The sequence below is a fragment of the Fibrisoma montanum genome, assembly GCF_003583365.1.
GTDB lineage: Bacteria > Bacteroidota > Bacteroidia > Cytophagales > Spirosomataceae > Fibrisoma > Fibrisoma montanum.
In genome coordinates, this window is sequence record NZ_QXED01000015.1 from 95,371 (window position 1) to 113,721 (window position 18,351).

14 protein-coding genes are annotated in these 18,351 nt (G+C 56.2%); 7 read left to right on the forward strand and 7 right to left on the reverse strand.

Going from position 1 to position 18,351, the window contains the following annotated elements:
* Positions 1 to 59: 59 nt before the first annotated feature.
* Both guaB and DYU11_RS30820 read right to left on the reverse strand, forming a co-directional pair.
* The gene (gene guaB, locus DYU11_RS30815) at positions 60 to 1,532 is read right to left on the reverse strand and encodes an IMP dehydrogenase (protein ID WP_119671595.1); all 1,473 of its coding nucleotides are present in this window, start codon (positions 1,530 to 1,532) and stop codon (positions 60 to 62) included.
* A 315-nt stretch (positions 1,533 to 1,847) separates the two neighbouring features.
* The gene (locus DYU11_RS30820; RefSeq protein ID WP_229366135.1) at positions 1,848 to 2,279 is read right to left on the reverse strand and encodes a DUF2141 domain-containing protein; all 432 of its coding nucleotides are present in this window, start codon (positions 2,277 to 2,279) and stop codon (positions 1,848 to 1,850) included.
* Between the two features lie 323 nt (positions 2,280 to 2,602).
* Between DYU11_RS30820 and DYU11_RS30825 the strand changes: the two genes are divergently transcribed.
* The 4 genes from DYU11_RS30825 (at position 2,603) to DYU11_RS30840 (ending at position 8,766) form a co-directional block, all read left to right on the forward strand.
* Positions 2,603 to 4,549, forward strand: coding sequence for a sialate O-acetylesterase (locus DYU11_RS30825; protein ID WP_119671597.1), 1,947 nt, complete (start codon positions 2,603 to 2,605; stop codon positions 4,547 to 4,549).
* Positions 4,550 to 4,703: 154 nt separating this feature from the next.
* Positions 4,704 to 5,789 carry an endo-1,4-beta-xylanase gene (locus DYU11_RS30830; RefSeq protein WP_119671598.1) on the forward strand — a complete coding sequence of 362 codons (1,086 nt, stop codon included), beginning with the start codon at positions 4,704 to 4,706 and terminating at the stop codon, positions 5,787 to 5,789.
* Positions 5,790 to 6,004: 215 nt separating this feature from the next.
* On the forward strand, positions 6,005 to 7,753 hold the full coding sequence (gene recJ, locus DYU11_RS30835) for a single-stranded-DNA-specific exonuclease RecJ (protein ID WP_199736845.1): 1,749 nt from the start codon (positions 6,005 to 6,007) through the stop codon (positions 7,751 to 7,753).
* A gap of 65 nt (positions 7,754 to 7,818) precedes the next feature.
* Positions 7,819 to 8,766: a formylglycine-generating enzyme family protein gene (locus DYU11_RS30840; protein ID WP_119671599.1), complete on the forward strand. Its 948-nt coding sequence runs from the start codon at positions 7,819 to 7,821 to the stop codon at positions 8,764 to 8,766.
* Between the two features lie 218 nt (positions 8,767 to 8,984).
* Here DYU11_RS30840 and DYU11_RS30845 read toward each other — a convergent pair whose 3' ends face one another.
* The gene (locus DYU11_RS30845; protein WP_158600397.1) at positions 8,985 to 9,689 is read right to left on the reverse strand and encodes a porin family protein; all 705 of its coding nucleotides are present in this window, start codon (positions 9,687 to 9,689) and stop codon (positions 8,985 to 8,987) included.
* A gap of 239 nt (positions 9,690 to 9,928) precedes the next feature.
* On the opposite strand from DYU11_RS30845, the gene DYU11_RS30850 reads away from it, so the two are divergent.
* The 3 genes from DYU11_RS30850 to DYU11_RS30860 all read left to right on the forward strand — a co-directional run bounded on the left by DYU11_RS30850 (position 9,929) and on the right by DYU11_RS30860 (position 12,741).
* Positions 9,929 to 10,642, forward strand: coding sequence for an SDR family oxidoreductase (locus DYU11_RS30850; protein WP_119671601.1), 714 nt, complete (start codon positions 9,929 to 9,931; stop codon positions 10,640 to 10,642).
* Positions 10,643 to 11,057: 415 nt separating this feature from the next.
* Positions 11,058 to 11,828, forward strand: a complete 771-nt coding sequence (locus DYU11_RS30855; protein ID WP_119671602.1) for an MreC domain-containing protein — start codon at positions 11,058 to 11,060, stop codon at positions 11,826 to 11,828.
* A gap of 1 nt (position 11,829) precedes the next feature.
* Positions 11,830 to 12,741, forward strand: a complete 912-nt coding sequence (locus tag DYU11_RS30860) for a tetratricopeptide repeat protein (RefSeq protein WP_119671603.1) — start codon at positions 11,830 to 11,832, stop codon at positions 12,739 to 12,741.
* Positions 12,742 to 12,945: 204 nt separating this feature from the next.
* Here DYU11_RS30860 and DYU11_RS30865 read toward each other — a convergent pair whose 3' ends face one another.
* From DYU11_RS30865 to DYU11_RS30880, 4 genes are all read right to left on the reverse strand, one after another.
* Complete coding sequence (locus DYU11_RS30865) at positions 12,946 to 14,061, reverse strand: serine hydrolase domain-containing protein (protein WP_119671604.1); 1,116 nt, start codon at positions 14,059 to 14,061, stop codon at positions 12,946 to 12,948.
* Entirely contained in the window at positions 14,048 to 15,202 is a 1,155-nt protein-coding gene (locus tag DYU11_RS30870; protein ID WP_158600398.1) for a saccharopine dehydrogenase family protein, read from the reverse strand. Before DYU11_RS30870 ends, DYU11_RS30865 begins: the two co-directional genes overlap by 14 nt.
* 99 nt (positions 15,203 to 15,301) lie before the next feature.
* Complete coding sequence (locus DYU11_RS30875; protein ID WP_147368085.1) at positions 15,302 to 15,988, reverse strand: Crp/Fnr family transcriptional regulator; 687 nt, start codon at positions 15,986 to 15,988, stop codon at positions 15,302 to 15,304.
* A gap of 123 nt (positions 15,989 to 16,111) precedes the next feature.
* A partial coding sequence (locus tag DYU11_RS30880) for an Eco57I restriction-modification methylase domain-containing protein (RefSeq protein ID WP_199736847.1) occupies positions 16,112 to 18,351 on the reverse strand: 2,240 nt, incomplete at its 5' end.

Consider the following 18,351-nt stretch of genomic DNA (forward strand, 5'->3'; position numbering starts at 1 on the left):
TTGAGTGATTGAATTGAGTTGCTCATTCAACAATTCAATCATTCAACAACTCAATCTTTTTACCTCACCGAGTAGTTCGGCGCTTCTTTCTGGATCTGGATGTCGTGGGGATGGCTTTCCCGCGAACCGGCTGCCGTAATCTTCACAAATTTAGCTTGTTGCAACGCCGGAATGTCGGGAGCACCGCAGTAGCCCATGCCTGCTTTCAGACCACCGACGAGCTGGTACACGATCTCCGACACGCGACCTTTGAACGGTACCCGACCCACGATACCTTCCGGCACCAGTTTCTTGATATCGTCTTCAGCATCCTGGAAATAACGGTCTCTTGAGCCGTCTTCCATGGCTTCGACAGACCCCATACCGCGGTACGTCTTGAACCGGCGACCTTCGTACAGGACCACTTCGCCGGGAGCTTCTTCGGTACCGGCCAGCAGCGATCCGATCATGACCGTACTGGCTCCACCGGCCAGCGCCTTGGTAATGTCGCCGGAGAAGCGAATGCCACCATCGGCGATCACGGGAATCCCCGTGCCTTCCAGTGCTTTAGCGGCTTCGTAGACGGCCGTGAGCTGCGGCATACCAATCCCGGCAATGATGCGGGTAGTGCAGATGCTGCCCGGGCCTACGCCCACTTTCACGGCATCGGCTCCCGCGTCGGCCAGGGCTTTGGCGCCTTCGCCCGTAGCGACGTTGCCGGCAATGACCTCCAGGTTGGGAAACCGCTGTTTGATGTTACGTACCGCGTCCAGTACACCTTTGGAATGGCCGTGGGCCGTATCGACGCTGATGACGTCAACGCCCGCTTTCACCAGGGCTTCGATGCGCCGGATCAGGTCGGGCGTAACACCGACGGCCGCTCCGACCCGCAGCCGGCCGAGTTCGTCCTTACAGGCGTTGGGATGGTTCTTCTTCTTCAGAATATCCTTGTACGTAATCAGTCCGACGAGTTTGTACTGATCGTTGACGATGGGTAGCTTTTCGATCCGGTACTGTTGCAGGATACTTTCGGCTTCTTCGAGCGTCAATCCTTCGCGGGCCGTAATCAGGTTTTCCATCGTCATGATGTCCGTTACGGGCTGGGTCAGATCGGTCTGGAAGCGGAGGTCGCGGTTGGTCAGGATACCAACCAGTTTGTTGTCGGCATCGACAACGGGAATCCCGCCGATTTTAAACTCGCGCATGATCTTGTGCGCATCGGCGAGGGTAGCGCTTTCAACCAGCGTAATGGGATCGATGATCATACCGCTCTCCGACCGCTTTACTTTCCGGACCTGATCGGCCTGAGCCTCCACGCTCATGTTTTTGTGAATCATGCCGATACCGCCCTCCTGCGCCATGGCAATGGCCAGGTCCGACTCCGTCACGGTGTCCATAGCCGCTGAGACAAGCGGAATGTTCAGCCGGATGTTGCGGGTTAGTTGGGTATTGGTCTGAGTGTCACGCGGGAGAACCTCCGAATAGGCAGGCAGGAGCAGAACGTCGTCGTAGGTGAGAGCCTCGTAGAGAAACTTGCTGGCATCTAAGCTCATGGCAAATAAACAGGTGGTGTTATTTGCCAGACAAAGTTACGAAAATTTTTTGAATTGGGAGTGAGTGGATTGTTTGTGAGTGACTGCTTAACGTGAGTCCTGGCTGGCGGTAGTAGTCTAATCCATTGTTTGCCAGTCTGGTAAGGCGGCTTTTATGGTACCATGACCGAGATGACAAAAATACTCATTGAGTTAGCCAGGAATCACGTTGATTCAACACAGGAGTCGATCTGCTTTAGGATGATACGTGTCTTTTGACGCAGAAACGTTGTTCAACGTCCTGGCTCTGTTTATACCCTGTATGGTTGCAGCGAATCAGTTCAACTTGATACTGATCGACTTACCGTCGGCGTTGACCTGAATTTTGCAGTCACTAAACTTGGGGGCCGACATCACCGGCCGGAAATTATTGCTGAAACCGTACGGCTCCTTGGGGATGCCGAACATCCGTTTGTCCAGCACGCCGTTGGCATTGGCGTCGTGATACACCGCCACGGCATACTCGCCCGGCTCAACCGAAAACGTAGCTTCAACGCTGGCTCCAGTGGGTTTTATCTGTCTGACGTCGAACGGTTTACACTCCGGAAAACCGGCGCAGGCTTTGAACAGCGCTATGTTCACGAGCCCTTTGGTCTGGCGGACGTTTTGTACGTCTATGAGCAGCGTAGCTTTTGCAGCAGGGCTTTCAACAGGTACGAGAACGAAGCGGGCAACTAGCAACGACAGGAAAACAAACATCGGCATCATGGTTTTTCCAAAAACGAAAATAGTCCGGATTTAGTAAATTCTAACGGTCATGATCCCCAAATTTGCTCATTCGCCGTTGGCGGCACCTTTCGGGGTGGTTTGGTTGGCTCAAATCACGGATACCGTTCACATCGCAGGCGCAGGACGCACACAAAGGAGGGGCAGTACAATACCATTCATTAGTTTTGCAATCGATTGCATGAAATTGATTTTATTTGGCATCTTAATCAGCTAACCCCGTTGATGGCAGAAAGCAAATTGTCTGCACGGGACCGTAGTCTGCTGATCAATGACCTCAACAATGTCCTGAAGATTGACTGACAATGAAGTGCTTCGTTTTATGCTGCTGGCTGTTACTGGTCGGTGTTACCGCACAGGCTCAACTACGTTTACCAAAATTAATCAGCGATGGTATGGTGCTGCAACGCGACACGCGCCTGACCATCTGGGGCTGGGCCAAAGCCGGGGAGCGAATTACGGTCCGCTTCAGGAATAAAACCTATAAAAGCCAGACCAACAGCGAGGGTACGTGGCAGGTGACATTGCCGCCTGCACCGGCGGGTGGGCCGTATAACATGGAGGTTGCGGGAGGAACGTCACGGCTGACGGTCAACGATATTCTCCTGGGCGATGTGTGGTTGTGCAGCGGCCAGAGCAACATGGTCCACCAGCTGAATATTCACGACGTGACCTACGCCAAGGAAATTGCGGAGGCTAACTTTCCCAACATCCGCCAGTTCTGGGTGCCTACCCTGACGGACCTGCAAGGGCCACAACGCGATTTCCCACAAGGGCAGTGGAAAGCCGCCGTGGGGGAGGACGTTCGGCCATTTTCGGCGGTGGCTTATTTCTTCGCCAAAACGATTCACCAGAGATACAACGTACCGATCGGTATCATCAACGCCAGCGTAGGCGGTACGCCCATTGAAGCCTGGATCAGCGAAGCGGGCCTGAAGGAGATTCCATCGCAGAAAGCACTCATCGAGAAAAACAAGGATACAACCTACATCAATGGCCTGGCTCGTCGGGCGGCTGCTGTCCCCCGGCCCACACCGCCGGTCGATTTGGGCATGACGGGTTCCACCAAATGGTCAGACCCGGCCTATGCGCCCAAAGGCTGGCGGCCGATCAACGTTCCGGGCTACTGGGAAGACCAGGGCATCAGGGACCTGAACGGCGTGGTCTGGTACCGTCGCGAGGTGGAGATTCCGGCTTCTATGGCAGGTAAGGCGGCCAGGGTGTTTCTGGGCCGAATCGTAGATGCCGACGAACTCTACATCAACGGCAAGCTGGTCGGGCGCACCACCTATCAATACCCGCAGCGCCGGTATGCCGTGCCCGCCGACGTGCTAAAACCGGGTAAGAACACCTTTGTTGTACGGGTGACGAACATGGCCGGAAAAGGCGGCTTCGTGCCTGACAAGCCGTACTGCATCTTTGCGGGAGCCGACACCGTTGATCTGAAAGGAACCTGGCAGTACAAAGTAGGCACGGCTTACCGGCCAGTGGCCAGGGGCAATGCAGCCGGGGGCAGTCCAGCCGGGGCCATCAATGCGCAGAATCAGCCCACGGCTTTATACAACGCTATGATTGCTCCGGCCGTCGAATACGCTATCAAGGGGGTTTGCTGGTATCAGGGCGAAAGTAACGCCGGCCGGCCGCAGGAATACGAAACCTTGCAGCGGGCGTTGATCAGCGACTGGCGGAACCGGTTCAGCCAGCCGGCGTTGCCGTTTCTGTACGTACAGCTTCCGGGGTTCATGGACTACAACTACCAGCCTGGCGAGAGTAGCTGGGCCGTCTTGCGGGAAGCCCAGCTCAAAGCCCTGTCGGTGCCCAACACGGCGATGGCGGTGGCAATCGACCTCGGCGAGTGGAACGATATTCACCCCGACAACAAAAAAGACGTGGGCGAACGGCTGGCGCTGGCCGCTATGAACGTAGCGTACAAAGAAAACCGGGTTTATTCGGGTCCGTTATTCCAGTCGGCAACCGTTGACGGCAATAAAATCGTGATCAGTTTTACGAACGTGGGGAGTGGCCTAATCGCCAGCGACGGCGAAGAACTCGGCGAATTCGCCATTGCCGGGAGCGACAAAAAGTTCGTCTGGGCCAAGGCGAGGATTGAAGGCGACAAGGTGGTGGTGTGGAGCGATGAAGTGACCGCGCCCCAATACGTGCGCTACGCCTGGGCCGACAACCCTGTTCATCCGAATTTATACAACAAAGAAGGCTTGCCGGCCTCCCCGTTCCGAACGGATAACCAGTAAACGTAGTATCTTGGGGGAGGTCGACGCCTGGCATCAGCCAAAATTCAGGTACGCACCTAGTCTACCAATGCATAGTCGAAGCTTTTTTCAAGAACAATTCAACATTCAGTATCTGACTTGTAAATCAATTCCTTACCAATTAACCGCATTCGTCATGAACAAATCAATCGGCTTAACCGCGCTACTCGGTGGCTTACTCTGCTTCGGCGCTACGGTGGACCCCGACAGGCACCTGGCTCTACCTACGCTAAAGGAAGCGTACAGGAATTTCTTTCCGGTTGGCGTGGCCGTGGCCCCCAGAAGCCTGACCGGGCCGGAAGCGGAGTTGATCCGGCAGCAATTCAACAGCCTGACGCCGGAAAATGCCATGAAGATGGGCCCGATTCATCCCGAAGAGAACCGGTATTTCTGGCAGGATGCCGATGCCATTGTGGCCTTCGCCCAGCAGAACAACTTCAAAGTCAGAGGGCATACGCTCTGCTGGCATAACCAGACGCCCCGCTGGTTTTTCACCGATGCCCAGGGCAATCAGGTGAGTCGCGAGGTGCTGCTGAGCCGCCTGAAGCAGCACATCAACGACGTAATGGGGCGGTACAAAGGCAAAATTTACGCCTGGGATGTGGTCAACGAAGCCGTGCCGGATACCGGTACGGGCATCTACAGGCGGTCGAAGTTTTACGAGATCATCGGCGAAGACTACATCGAAAAAGCATTTGAATACGCCCACGCGGCCGACCCCGGTGCGACGTTGTTTTATAATGACTATAACACCGAAAATGCATCGAAGCGCGAGCGGATTTTTCAGCTCCTGAAAAAGCTGAAGAACAAAGGCGTTCCCATCCAGGGCGTTGGCTTGCAGGGTCACTGGTCGATTTACGAACCAACCGTCGGGGAGCTGGAAACGTCCATCAAACAGTTCGCCAGCCTGGGACTGCAGGTACAGATCACCGAGCTGGACGTATCGGTTCACCCAAAAGAACACGAGCGCCGGGCTAAAAAACCAACCGATACGAGTGAGTTGACCCCGGATATGGTGGTCAAACAGGCGGCTCAGTACAAGATGCTGTTCGATACGTTCCGGAAGCACAAAGGCACCCTGACCGGGGTGACGTTCTGGAACATTTCTGACAAAACAACCTGGCTCGACAATTTTCCCGTTGCGGGCCGGAAAGATTACCCGCTTTTGTTTGATCAGAATTACCAGCCCAAGGAAGCGTTCAAGAGCGTGGTTACGTTCTGATCCCTGTTGACGAGAGCGGTGCTTTTACGGTGCAGTCAGCCTTTTTTGGGTTGCTTCGGCGTAAAATCACCGCTCATTTTTTTACATTTGTAAACGCCCCTCAACCGGGCCACAACAGCCATGAGCGGTTCGCAGGGTGATGGGCAGTAAACAGATTGCAGATCGACATACTGAACGTTACCCTTTAAACGGCTTTGTGAACGTAGTTTGCCAGTATGATAGCCCAGCCGACACCACCCCCGAAACGATGGATTACTAAACCCTTCCCGAACTCACCAGCGCAGCGGGTGGCCATTGAATCCCTTACCCAATCGCTGAATATCAGCCCGTTTCTGGCCAGTCTGCTCGTGCAGCGCGGTATCCACACGTTCGAGGAGGCCCGTTCGTTCTTTCGGCCGGAGCTGGGCCACCTGCACGATCCGTTCCTGATGAAAGATATGGACCGGGCGATTGAACGCCTGAAACTGGCGTTTCTGCGGCAGGAAAAAATTCTGGTGTACGGCGACTATGATGTAGACGGCACTACGTCGGTTGCGCTGTTTTACGGATTTCTGAAGACTTTTTACCCCCACGTTGATTACTACATTCCGGATCGGTACAAGGAGGGCTATGGCGTTTCGAAGGCGGGCATCGACTGGGCCGTGGCGAACGAGTTTACGCTGATTGTCAGTCTCGACTGCGGCATCAAATCGATCGATCGGGTAACCGAAGCCTGGGAGCTCGGTATTGATTTTATCATCTGTGATCACCACCGCCCCGGCCGAGGAACGGATGGCGACGAACTGCCGCCGGCTGCGGCTGTGCTGGACCCCAAGCGATCCGACTGCGACTATCCCTACAAGGAACTGACCGGCTGTGGGGTTGGCTTCAAGCTGCTTCAGGCCTACTGCATCTTCGAAAATATCCCGCTCGAAACCCTCTTCGGCTACCTCGATCTGGTAGCCATCAGCATTGCGTCGGATATCGTGCCCATCACGGGCGAAAACCGGGTGATGGCCCACTACGGACTGAAGGTGCTGAACCAGTCGCCTCGGCCGGGCGTGAAAGCGCTGATTAAGGTGGCCGGCTTCACGCGGGAGCTCGACATCACCAACGTCGTGTTCGGGCTGGGGCCGCGCATCAATGCCGCCGGGCGGATTCAGCACGCGCGGGCAGCCGTGCAGCTGATGCTGTCTCATTCGGAGGAAGAAGCCGATCAGTTTGCGCTGGAAATCAATAAGCACAATGCCAGCCGGCGCGAGTTCGATACGACCATGACGGAGCAGGCTTTGTCCATGATCCGGCGTAACGAAACGATGGTAAAAGCCAAAACCACCGTACTCTACGATGCCACCTGGCACAAAGGCGTGATCGGGATTGTGGCGTCGCGCTGCATCGAGCACTTTCACCGCCCGACGATCATCCTGACGCAGTCGCACAACAAAGCGGCCGGGTCGGCGCGGTCGGTGCCGGGCTTCGATGTGTACGAGGCCATTGAAGAGTGTGCCGACCTGCTCGAACAGTTCGGGGGGCATACGTTTGCCGCCGGCATGACGCTGCCCATCGACAACATCGAGGCTTTCCGGCGGAAGTTTGAGGAGGTGGTTGCCCGCCGGATCAGCGAAGAACACCTGACCCCGCTGGTCGAAATCGACCTGCCGATGGACTTCAGCGAGATCGAGCCCAAGATGGTCCGTATCCTGAAGCAGATGGCGCCGTTTGGTCCGCAGAATATGTGTCCGGTTTTCATGACCGACGACGTGTATATGGTCGGGTTGCCGACGATTATGAAGGAGAAGCACCTGAAGATGACGGTTCGGCAGGGACGATCGGGCCACACCTTCACGGCCGTTGGCTTCGGCTTTGCCCACTGGGCCGACCAGCTCAGTACGGGTGAACCCTTCTCGATCTGCTACCAGGTTGAAGAAAATCACTACGGCGGCAACATCTCACTGCAATTGATGCTGCGGGATATTAAATGCTGATGGATCGAGTCGCTACGGTAGAATACCATACCCTTTTTCCGGCTCCGTTACGTTTTTAGTACGTTATGATACGACGCATTCAGTGGGTGATGGGACTGCTTACGGCCGGTATGCTTGCGGCCTGCCAGGCTGATCCGGAAGGCCGGTCGCTCACGCCAACCCTCACTGTGTTTGCCGACAAACCGGACCCGATGCCGCAGTCGGCCAGCGGCCCGGCCAGCGTTCCCGATGGGATGGTCTACGTGCCGGGCGGCCTGACGCAGATCGGGGCAGACGATGGGCAGGCGTGGGAAAAGCCGATATTCTGGGTGCAGGTCAAGCCGTTTTTCATGGACGAGCACCTGGTTACGGTGGCCGAGTTTCGCCGGTTCGTGGCCGCAACGGGCTACAGGACCGAAGCCGAAAAATTTGGCGACGGTGCCGTACTGGACGAAACCACCAAGCAGTGGACCCTGCGCAAAGGCGCCAACTGGTCGCATCCGCAGGGACCCGACCAGCCCCCGGCCCCCGACAACCATCCCGTTACGCAGGTATCCTGGAATGATGCGCAGGCCTACGCCCGCTGGGCCGGTAAGCGGCTGCCCTCCGAGTTTGAGTGGGAGCACGCAGCCCGCAACGCAACCAACAGCCGCACCCTTTACCCCTTCGGTAATGAGTTGAAAACCAGTGCGGGTAAATTCCTGGCCAACACCTGGAACGGTACGTTTCCGGAAGCCGATGCCGTGCTGGATGGCTTTCACCTGACGTCGCCGGTAGGGCAATTCGGCAAAACCCCGCTTGGGCTGACCGACATGACCGGCAATGTGTGGCAGTGGTGCGAAGACTGGCGGCAAAACTACGCCGACGTGGTGGCCGGACAGCCGCCCGCCAACCCGACTGAGAAAGTACAGCGGGGCGGGTCGTTTCTGTGCGAACCGGGCTGGTGCCACGGTTACCGGGTATCGGGCCGGTCGTTTACCTCGCCCGAAACAGCGCTGATGCACGTTGGGTTTCGGTGCGTGAAAGATGTGTAAGTGGGCTAAACGGGAACAAAAATGGCGATAGCCAGGAGCCACCGCCATTCCGAAACCCACTCTATGAGAAATAAAAGTCTAAAGATCGTTTTTTCTGGTTTATACTTTCAATTAAAAGGTTAACCGTTTCACATACAGCGGTTGGTAGTTGTTTGTTCGATCAGATTTAACGTCTGACCGCACAACCCGGCCGCAACCGTATGGCACACAAAAGCGCCTTACTGTCCACCCAGCGGAATCATGTAGCCAACGGTGCCCTGTGCCACAATAACCCGGCTGTCGGTGTTGATCTCTTCGGTAGTGCCCAGCGTATACAAACCACGTAGTTCAACGGTCAGGTGACCGGGACCGGCTTTCAGCGCGGCTCCCAGTCCGGCCGCTGCCCCGACGCTGAATCGGGTATCCAGCAACCCGTCGAGATCCTGCTTTACGCCATTATTCGTGGCGCGGTAGAGATACGAGCCGTAGGGACCAACGTTGAAAAAGATGCGGTTGCCCGTGGCCTGACCCGACGAAAATTTCAGCAGCAACGGCACTTCAATCTGGGTAAACCGGGCGTTGATCGACCCCAGAAAAGGAATTGAGGTGCTGAAACCAAACTGGCTTAAATTAACCTCCGGCTGAAAGGATACGGTGCCCCGGCCAAACTGAGCCATCACACCGGCGACGTAACCGAATTCTGCTTCAGCTCCCTGATTTTCCAGAAAATACGGGTTCGTAACGCCACCGCGCACCCCGATCCGAATAGCCGCTACATCGCTGGGCAGCATTCCGGTCGGTTGGGAAGACCCAACGGGCCGGGCACCGGCCTGGCGGCTTGTGGGCTGGGTGGGGGCAAATCCGCCCCGGTTCTGGGCATGGGCTGGCTCTGAAAGGGTGAACAGGATAACGGGTATCGACAAAAGAAAAGAAAGTGGTTTCATAAAGAGCCTGCTGGGAGATGACCACAAGTTTAGTCGGTATATTACAGAAAAAGAGAACATATATGAGGAAACAGATGGTACGTTTTAGCTTACGGTTGATTTCCTGAACACCTGCCCGACGGAAGCAGTTAAGCATGGGATGGCCGATAGCCGGCCGTCGTCAGGAAAGGTTGCGTTCTGGTTACTTACTTTATACCATTTTGTGTGCCAGACCTATCGCAACCGCAGCAAAATCAGCCATGATCACTGAACATTCCCGTACAGCCTTTATTACGGGCGCTAATAAAGGCATTGGCAAAGAAACCGCCCGGCAGCTTGCGCAGCAGGGTTTTGCCGTTTTCATCGGTGCCCGCGACATGACCAAAGGCCGCGAAGCCGCCGAAGAACTCTGTAATCAGGGCTTCGAAGCTACGTTTATTCACCTCGACATTACGGACCCGGTCAGCATCAAAAACGCGGTGGGTACGTTCTCGCAGAAAGCCGACCACCTCGATGTACTGATCAATAATGCGGCCGTGCTGGAAGATCACGGCGAGGACATTACCAAACTCAACACCGAGATGCTGGACCGGACGCTGAAGTCGAACGTGACGGGCCCGATTCTGGTAACGCAGTATTTTTTGCCGTATCTGCTCAAAAGCCAGTCTGGAGCCCGGGTAATCAACGTATCGAGCGGGGCCGGCGCGCTGCACGACATGAACACCTATGCGCCCGCCTACAGCATTTCGAAAACCGCCCTGAACGCCGTGACGCGCCAGTTTGCGGCCGCCCTGCACAAGCAGAACATCGCGGTTAACTGCGTTGATCCGGGCTGGGTACGTACCGACATGGGTGGTTCCAGCGCCAGCCGACCGGTTGAGAAAGGAGCCGAAACCATCGTCTGGCTGGCCGCCGAAGCGTCGCCAACCGAAACCGGCAAATTCTGGCACGACAAACGCGAAGTGGAGTGGTGATTTGGTCTGACGTGACCCGGTCTGACGGTACGTCTGACCGGGTAACACCAGGCCCGGTCAGACGTACCGTCAGACCTTGATAGCGGTGTGGTCAGGTTGAGCACCTGACCACACAGGTCGGTCATTTACATAAAAAGAAACTGTTACGAAAAAAGCCGTTTAATCTATATTTTTTCATTTTCGATAATAAAACTTGTTGCAAATGTTACTTCTATTACATTTGCGCATCTTTGTTTTGGCTGATACTATACGTAAAAAAGGTTTATGCCCTCATACGTGGCGTTTAGTGTAGGTCACGTACCGTTGCTGGCTAATCGACTAACTGCCTTTCGTGCGTATACGTACCGGCGTGAGTTACTTGACAGTTCAATTTCCCAGTTTTTAATGTACACCACTTCTAAAACTTGTACCAGGTATGAGAAGACTTGTATTTCTCTTCTTTGGGGTAATAGCCCTATCCACCGTAACCCAGGCCCAATCGCAGACAAAGGCCGTACATGATTCGCTCACGCAGCAGCTCGCTTATTTCCAGAAGAAAGCCCAGTATCTGGCCAAGCGGTCGAAAGGGCTGACCCAGCAGGTAACCAAACTGAATACCAAAAACAGGAAGCTGTTTCTGCACGTCGAAGCCCTGAAACAGGATAGTGTCCGCTTCAAACAGTTGCTGGAGGAGTCCTATGCCGAAAACAAGCGACTGGTGAAAGCCTATGAACTGCGTATTCAGGGTATGGCCGGCGAACTCCGCGCGCTCCACGATTCGGTGGCTTCGCTGCGCGTGGTTAAGCATGATCTGGAAATGATCAAGAGCTATTTTGCCACGGCCCGATTGGCCAAGCGCGAGTATGACCTCCCCGTCGATAAGGTTATCCAGACGCTGAACGACCTGTTTATCAGGCAAAGTTCGCCCTACAAGATCAAGTCCATCTCCGATAAAGAGCTGGTGATTACGGAGGACTTTACCCTGAAACGCCAGACGTTACTGTTTATCAGGTCGAACGTTCCGATGCAGGGTGAGTACAAACTGATCATGAAACCGCATCCGTTCGATGATGACAAGACACTCGTTGACCTGCGGGATGCACTCGTACACAAGCGCGGGGATGTACTGGTAACCGACAGTAGTTCGGCGGATCAGTTGCGGGCCGAAAGCAGACTTTTCTCGTTCATCGACAAAGCGATCTATTGAGATGAATCCGTATGGCAAGTACATACTTCTGGTGGTGTTTCTGACTGCCGGTAGGGAGTGCTTGGCAGACCCCTCCGTAGTCGCATCGGCTCCGCAGACCTGGCGTCGGGATTCAACGGTTGTTCCCGAAAAGCAGCGACTGGTCGACGAGGGTCTGCGTTTCTGGGACCAGAAAGACTACGTCAAGGCTGAACAATGCTTTCGGAAAGCAGCCGATAAGGGCTACAGCTGGGGGCAATACAATCTGGCGCTCTGTTATTTTCATGGCAGGGGCGCTGCCAAAGATCTGCCGAAGGCGGCCGTGCTGTTTCAGCTGGCCGCCCGGCAGGGAAATCCCGAAGCCCAGTGTTGCCTGGCGACCATGTACCACTTCGGGATGGGGATGAATACGAATTATGAACAGGCGCTGCGGTGGTATACACTGGCGGCCAAAGCCGGAAATGTGCAGGCGCACACCTACATCGGCTCGATGTATCAGTTTGGACAGGGTGTTGAACGAAACTACCAGACGGCTTATGACTGGTATCAGAAAGCGGCTGGTAAAGACTGCGCCAACGCCATGTACTACCTCGGTACCCTGTACGAAGCCGGTAACGGCGTGGAGAAGAACCCGAAGGAAGCGCTGAAGTGGTACAGGGCCTCTGCCGACCAGAACAACGCGGAGGCCTGTTACCGGGCCTTCCGGATTTATTATTACGAACTTGCGGATGCTGCCAACGGGTACAATTATTTGACCCGGGCAGCCGCTCAGAACCACGTCGGAGCGCTTTATGAGCTGGGCGAGACGCATTATCTGGGGTTGCTGGGGCGGCCGGTCGATCGCAAAAAAGCCCGATTGCATTACACAAAGGCCGCGGACGCCGGTAACTCGATGGCGCAGATGGCTCTCAAAGTGAGAACTTTTGACGAGTAGTGCGGGGTGAGGAGCAGGGGGCATGGGGGGATGATTCGGGTCTGACGGTACGTCTGACCGGGTCACGCCAGACCGAGTCACGCCAGACCGGATCTGGCCAGATCCGGTCTGGCGTGACCCGCGCATAGGCGCTACTCCTTGCCCCCAGCCCCTTGCCCCACGCCTGTCAGGAGGGTTTCGCGGATCAGGTGGCTGAGTACGCCATCATTCTGGCATTTGGTTGACAGTCACCGAAAGACTAACATCCTTCTCGGGGTCGTAATACAGAACGCATCCCCACGAACCGCTGTGGCCAAGCAGCGTGTAAGGGCCAATCCGAAGCCGCCGAATACCCAAACCGTAGTCGCTGGTTGGAGAGCCAAGCATGAACCGTGCATTGTTTTCGGGCCGGAAATCTATCATCTGCGTCAGCGTGGTTGGTTTTTTAAATAGGCGACCGCCAAACAGGCTCCGTATGAACCGGTGCAGATCAGCATGGGTAGACACCAGACCACCCCCGCCCCAGTCGAACGAGGTGTTTATGTGCCGAAGCGATAGTTCGCCAACGTACGGATAGAGCAGGGGTACCTGACCACGGGGCGGCTGGTAAAACTCCAGGTAGGTATTATCCATCCCCAACGGCTCGAACAGGCGCTCCGTCAGGGCCTGGTGCAGGGGCTTGTTCGTAAGCTGTTCGATCAGGATAGCCAGTAACACGTAGTTGGTATCGGCGTAATGCATCCGTTCGCCCGGAGGAGCTACGGCCTTGTTGGCCAGATTCAACTGCTCAAAACACTGCATGATGGTCTCCGCCGACCATTGCTGTTGTGGGTTCGCCATCACATTGGCCAGAAACCCGTCATTGTCGATATAGTCAGCCAGCCCGCTCGTGTGCCGGAGCAGATGTTCGACGGTGATGGAGCGTCCATAATCGTGTCCGCCGAACCGATGCAGGCGGTCAGGGTGAACGTAACGAACGCCTTTCAGCCGGTCTGCGATCCGGTCCGACAGGGCGAGCCGACCTTCTTCCATCAATTGCAGGACGAGCGTAGCCGTGACCAGTTTCGAGATGCTGGCGATGCGAAAGGCATGCCTGTCCGTGATGGTTTCGCCCGTTTCGGGTACTCGACCGGCTGCCCCGCTGAACTGATCTGGCCCCTGCAACTCCATCGATACGTAATGAATGGGGTGGTGGCCACCGGGTTGTATGGCCTTGTCCAGCAGGTTCTGGATTTGTAAGGTGTTCATGGTCTTATGGTCTTGTTTGTCAAAGAGATAGTAGCCGCCGAGCGTCGTCAGGCTAAAGGCCAGAACGCTCAGCCACAAACTAGGCCGTTTCATGGCTTGATGACGTAAGGTGGACGAACTGATTGGCCGCTACCGGTGCGGGATACGTACAATATTGGCTGAACACGCGCAAAAACGCATCCGGGTCGAAAGCCGCTTCCGGCGTGAGTACCCCCCGTTTGGTTAGTTGCCCTTCGGCCAGCAGCGACAACCCAACGGCCAGTGGAATCCCCGTCATGCCACCCATACCCGGCGCAAAAGCCGTTAAACTGATGGCCAGTTGCTTCCGCTGACCACCAATCCAGCCCTCACCCCAGGCAAAAAGTGACGGAACCTCGGCCACGTCGCCCGGAATTATGTCCTCCGGTGTCGGATTAGTCTGCTGCTCCTGAGCAATCTGGTCGGCGGCTTCGGCTACGGTAAGCTGTCCCTGATTCACCGCAGCGGCCAGTTGCGCTATGCCCAGATACGTTGCCTCCTGCATGTGCATCAGGTTTTTGCATTCGCGAAGGCCGGGCAGCAACAGCGGCAGGGTTACCGCTTCGGGGTGCCCGAGTGTATAAAACGTCCGTTCGCCCGCGCCGGGGTAGTGCAGACTGACCGGTTCCAGCGGCCGGGCCGTTTGCCGCTTTCCGTTCTGATGCACGTCGATCTGGCCCGTAAACTGGTGAACCCAGTGTTCAATGGCCGCCCGGCTGTCGCCGGTATCAAACGACGACTCAACCCGCCAACCGGTGTACAGCCGGTCGATCTGGTCGAAGGACGCGGCCAGTTTCATCGCCAGCAGATTTGATACGCCAGGACTGGCCCCCAATCCAATCACGGCTGTAATCCCTGCTTCGTTGGCCGATGCACTCAGGCTGAGCATATCGAGCGTCGGCTCCCAGTCGTCGCAGAGGTCGAGGTAATGACAGCCCGTCTGAATGGCGGCTTTGAGTGTCGGCACGCCGAACCGATAATACGGCCCGACGCAGTTGAGCACTACGTCGTGTGGGCGCAGTGCCTGCTGCAACGCGGACTGATCGGTAACGTCGAGGGATATTGCTTCGGCTTTCGGGCCGCAGGTATCGGCCAGTGCCTGGGCTACACGCAGATTTCGGTCGGCGATGGTCAGCCGGCTGACCGAATCAAACTGTACGACGGTTTGAGCAGCCCACTGGCCCATGCTCCCCGCCCCTAACAGCATTACGTTCATGATGTTGCGTTGGTTGGTTGACGGGACAAAGTTGGGGTGGGCGGCTAGGTCATTGCTTGACATCGATCAAAAGCCGATTTGACCAATGTCAAAAAACACTCAGTCGATCCGGGCGCGGATGCGACTCAGTGTTTCGAGCGTAATACCGAGGTAAGACGCGATGTAGCTCAGGGGGACTTTCTGCACCAGGTAGGGCTCGTTGCGCAGCAGGTCGGCATAGCGTTCGGCGGCCGTGTGGAATTGCAGGGAAAAGATGCGCTGCTCCAGCCACATCGTGTAGTAATCGTTACTCAGCCGGTCGATCTGGTCGATCTCAGGATACGTCGTTCGCAGCGATTGCAGGGCGGTGTAGTCGAGCAGCGTTACCGCCGATTCTTCCAGCAGTTGGATAGCCGACTGGCTGGGGACCTGAAGGTAGAAGCTCTGGAAAGACGTGACGAAATCGCCCGGAAAGAAAAAGGCGGTCGTTACGTCGGTGGTTCCGCTCCGGCCTTCCGGCTTGAGGTGAAAGATGCGGGCCGAGCCGCTTTGCAGCGTAGCGACGGTGCGGCAAACGAATCCCTGACGGCACAGGTAATAACCTTTGGGCAGCAGCTCCTGGCGTGTAACGGCATCGTAGGCCGCACGAGCCGATGGCGACAGCTCATCGACCAGTTGCAGATAGCGCTGGCGGAGGGATTGAAGGGGGTTCATAACCCGAAAATACACCAGAATGACGGCAAGGCAAGAAGGGCAGGGGGCGTTGAGCAGGGGGCGAAGGGCATGGGGCAGGGGTAGGGATCGCAAGAATACGCGATAGGTCTGACGGTACGTCTGACCGGGTCACGCCTGACCGGGTCACGCTTGACCCGCGCAAGGGGCTTGGAGCAGGGGGCAGGGGGTAGAGACCCACGCCCCCTGCCTCAAGCCCTACGCTCCCTCCACAATCGCAATTTCCTCGGGTGTGAGCGCAAACAGGGCGTACACCATCTGGTCCAGCTCAGCTTCCAGGGCCGACGTATCCGCTTTTGGGTCCTCTTGCTTTGCCGCCAAAATCGCATCCACTTTCTCAATGAACGGCCCCTGCGCATCGGCGGAAATGTCGGGAATGGGGATTTGAGAAATATATACCGGCTTGTACTCGAAATACCCGTTTTGTTTGGTGGAAGAGATTTGCCGCATTACAAAATACGACGTGCGGCAATTCATAACACCTAATACATATTTGTCATCAGTAGCTACGATAGTTGTCTTGTCGTTGGAGTAAATGCCGCTTTCATCCCATGCACACGAAGGCTCCTTAATAATAGCCGGAATGATGATATGCGGCTTCTCGAACGCTTCGTAGTAATCAACAGCATCCTGAAGCTCATACCATTTATACGTACCTTCCTTGCGGCCGTTCCATTTTCCCGAGAAACCCTTGGGCTTTGGTAATAACTCCTCTTTGTACTTGTCAAGGTGTTTCAAAACGGCCGGGTAGTCTTCAATCTGGATGCCGCGCCGGGTAAACAATAAAAACCTTTCTGCTTTCGGCGTCTGATAGCGTTTAATGTCGCGGCCGGCCAGGAACGGCTTAATGATCTCGGCGCTGCGCGGATCTTCGGCAATGAGCCGGTCGCGGGTTTCGGCGTTGATGACAAAGGCTTTGTTCAGGTCGGTTTTGATGCCACGATAAATCTTGTCCTGCACGTATTCGCGGAGGGGTTTGCCGGTCTGCCGGAGTTTGGTCAGCAGGTTCTGCACCGACGCATCCGACAGTACCCAGCCTCCATCCTGCAACGAATCCGTCGGGACGCTGAACGTCCGGTCGGGGAGGTAAGCCGCCAGCCCGCCTTTGCCAAATTTGAGCGTATCGACCTGCGCGGCCCGTAGCTGCCCCGTCGAGGGCGCTTTCTGAATCGCCAGGATGCTGGGGTACGTAGTAGCCTCGTCGAACACCGGCAAATCACCGAAGTCCGTAATCTGTTCGATGTTCCACTGCTTCAGCCATTTGCGGAGGTTGGCCCCGTAGCTCGCCCGCATCCATTTGTTGGGCAGGATGAAGGTAAACTGCCCCCCCGGTCGCAGCAGGTTTAGCCCCTGTTCGATGAACATCACGTAGAGATCGGCCGTACCGGCGTAGGTGTTCGGAAACGCCTTCTGGTATACCGTCTTGTTCGCGCCCAGTTCTTCCTGCCGGATGTAGGGCGGATTGCCCACGATCAGGTCGAAGCCGACGAAATTCCCCGCTTCGTCGAGTACCTCCGGAAACTCGAACCGCCACTCAAACGCATTCCGGAAAAGCGGATTCCGGCGTTTGTCGTCCAGCGCCTGCTCCTTAGCTGCGAGTTCGGCCTGCAGTCTGGCGCGTTTCTGCTCCTTGGTCGGTTCGCCTTTTTTGCCTTTAGTGGGCGGCAGCGACGTACCGAACAGATCGAGGCTACTGTCGAGCAGGGCCAGTTCGCCCCGTAGCCGCGAGATGTCCTTCAGCAGCGGATCGCGGTTGAGGTAAATGCCCCGCAGGTAGGCGTTGATGTCGTTCAGAAACCGGCTGACTTCCTGCTTCACGTCCTTACTACGGGCCTGTTTGTAGGTCGTCACGGCCGTTCGGTACGCCTTGAGGTTAAAGCGCGGATGCTCAAAAATCTCGCTGAACGACCGATCCAGTTCAAACCGCCCAATGAGCGAATTCCCCGCCTTGAGGTTGATGTCGAGGTTAGGGAGGGTTTGAAGGGTAAACGCTGAGGGTGTGGAGCTAGGGGCAGGGGGCAGGGGGCGTGGGGCAGGGGGCATAGGGCTGGTGCCATGCACGCTCCCCGCCCTTTGCTCCATGCCCCCGGCTACGTAATAAGCACTCTTCAGCAGCTCGATCCATAGCCGCAGCCGACAGATGTTGACCGAGTTGGAATTGATGTCCACCCCGAACAGGCAGTTTTCGATCAGGGTCTGTTTTTCGTGGAAAAGCGTTTCCTGCACCCGCTGGCGTTCGGAAAGAGCGAGGGGGGAAGGGGTTGGAGCGTGGGGCGAAGGGCCGAGGGCAGGGGGGATGGGGGTGACGCCATCCGCACCCTCAGCCCTTCGCCCCACGCCCCATGCTCCGCGCCCTACGCCCCCAGCCCCACGCCCCAACCCCCCCGGCGCAAAATACTGAAACGGCAGACCGTCTTCGTCCGTGATAACCAGCCCGT

Excerpts from the sequence above, each read along its gene's own strand:
- DYU11_RS30860 (WP_119671603.1), top strand. The coding sequence starts at position 11,830 with ATGAATCCGTATGGCAAGTACATACTTCTGGTGGTGTTTCTGACTGCC.
- DYU11_RS30865 (WP_119671604.1), bottom strand. The coding sequence starts at position 14,061 with ATGAAACGGCCTAGTTTGTGGCTGAGCGTTCTGGCCTTTAGCCTGACG.
- DYU11_RS30840 (WP_119671599.1), top strand. The coding sequence starts at position 7,819 with ATGATACGACGCATTCAGTGGGTGATGGGACTGCTTACGGCCGGTATG.
- DYU11_RS30830 (WP_119671598.1), top strand. The coding sequence starts at position 4,704 with ATGAACAAATCAATCGGCTTAACCGCGCTACTCGGTGGCTTACTCTGC.
- guaB (WP_119671595.1), bottom strand. The coding sequence starts at position 1,532 with ATGAGCTTAGATGCCAGCAAGTTTCTCTACGAGGCTCTCACCTACGAC.
- DYU11_RS30850 (WP_119671601.1), top strand. The coding sequence starts at position 9,929 with ATGATCACTGAACATTCCCGTACAGCCTTTATTACGGGCGCTAATAAA.
- recJ (WP_199736845.1), top strand. The coding sequence starts at position 6,005 with ATGATAGCCCAGCCGACACCACCCCCGAAACGATGGATTACTAAACCC.
- DYU11_RS30845 (WP_158600397.1), bottom strand. The coding sequence starts at position 9,689 with ATGAAACCACTTTCTTTTCTTTTGTCGATACCCGTTATCCTGTTCACC.
- DYU11_RS30820 (WP_229366135.1), bottom strand. The coding sequence starts at position 2,279 with ATGATGCCGATGTTTGTTTTCCTGTCGTTGCTAGTTGCCCGCTTCGTT.
- DYU11_RS30825 (WP_119671597.1), top strand. The coding sequence starts at position 2,603 with ATGAAGTGCTTCGTTTTATGCTGCTGGCTGTTACTGGTCGGTGTTACC.
- DYU11_RS30855 (WP_119671602.1), top strand. The coding sequence starts at position 11,058 with ATGAGAAGACTTGTATTTCTCTTCTTTGGGGTAATAGCCCTATCCACC.
- DYU11_RS30870 (WP_158600398.1), bottom strand. The coding sequence starts at position 15,202 with ATGAACGTAATGCTGTTAGGGGCGGGGAGCATGGGCCAGTGGGCTGCT.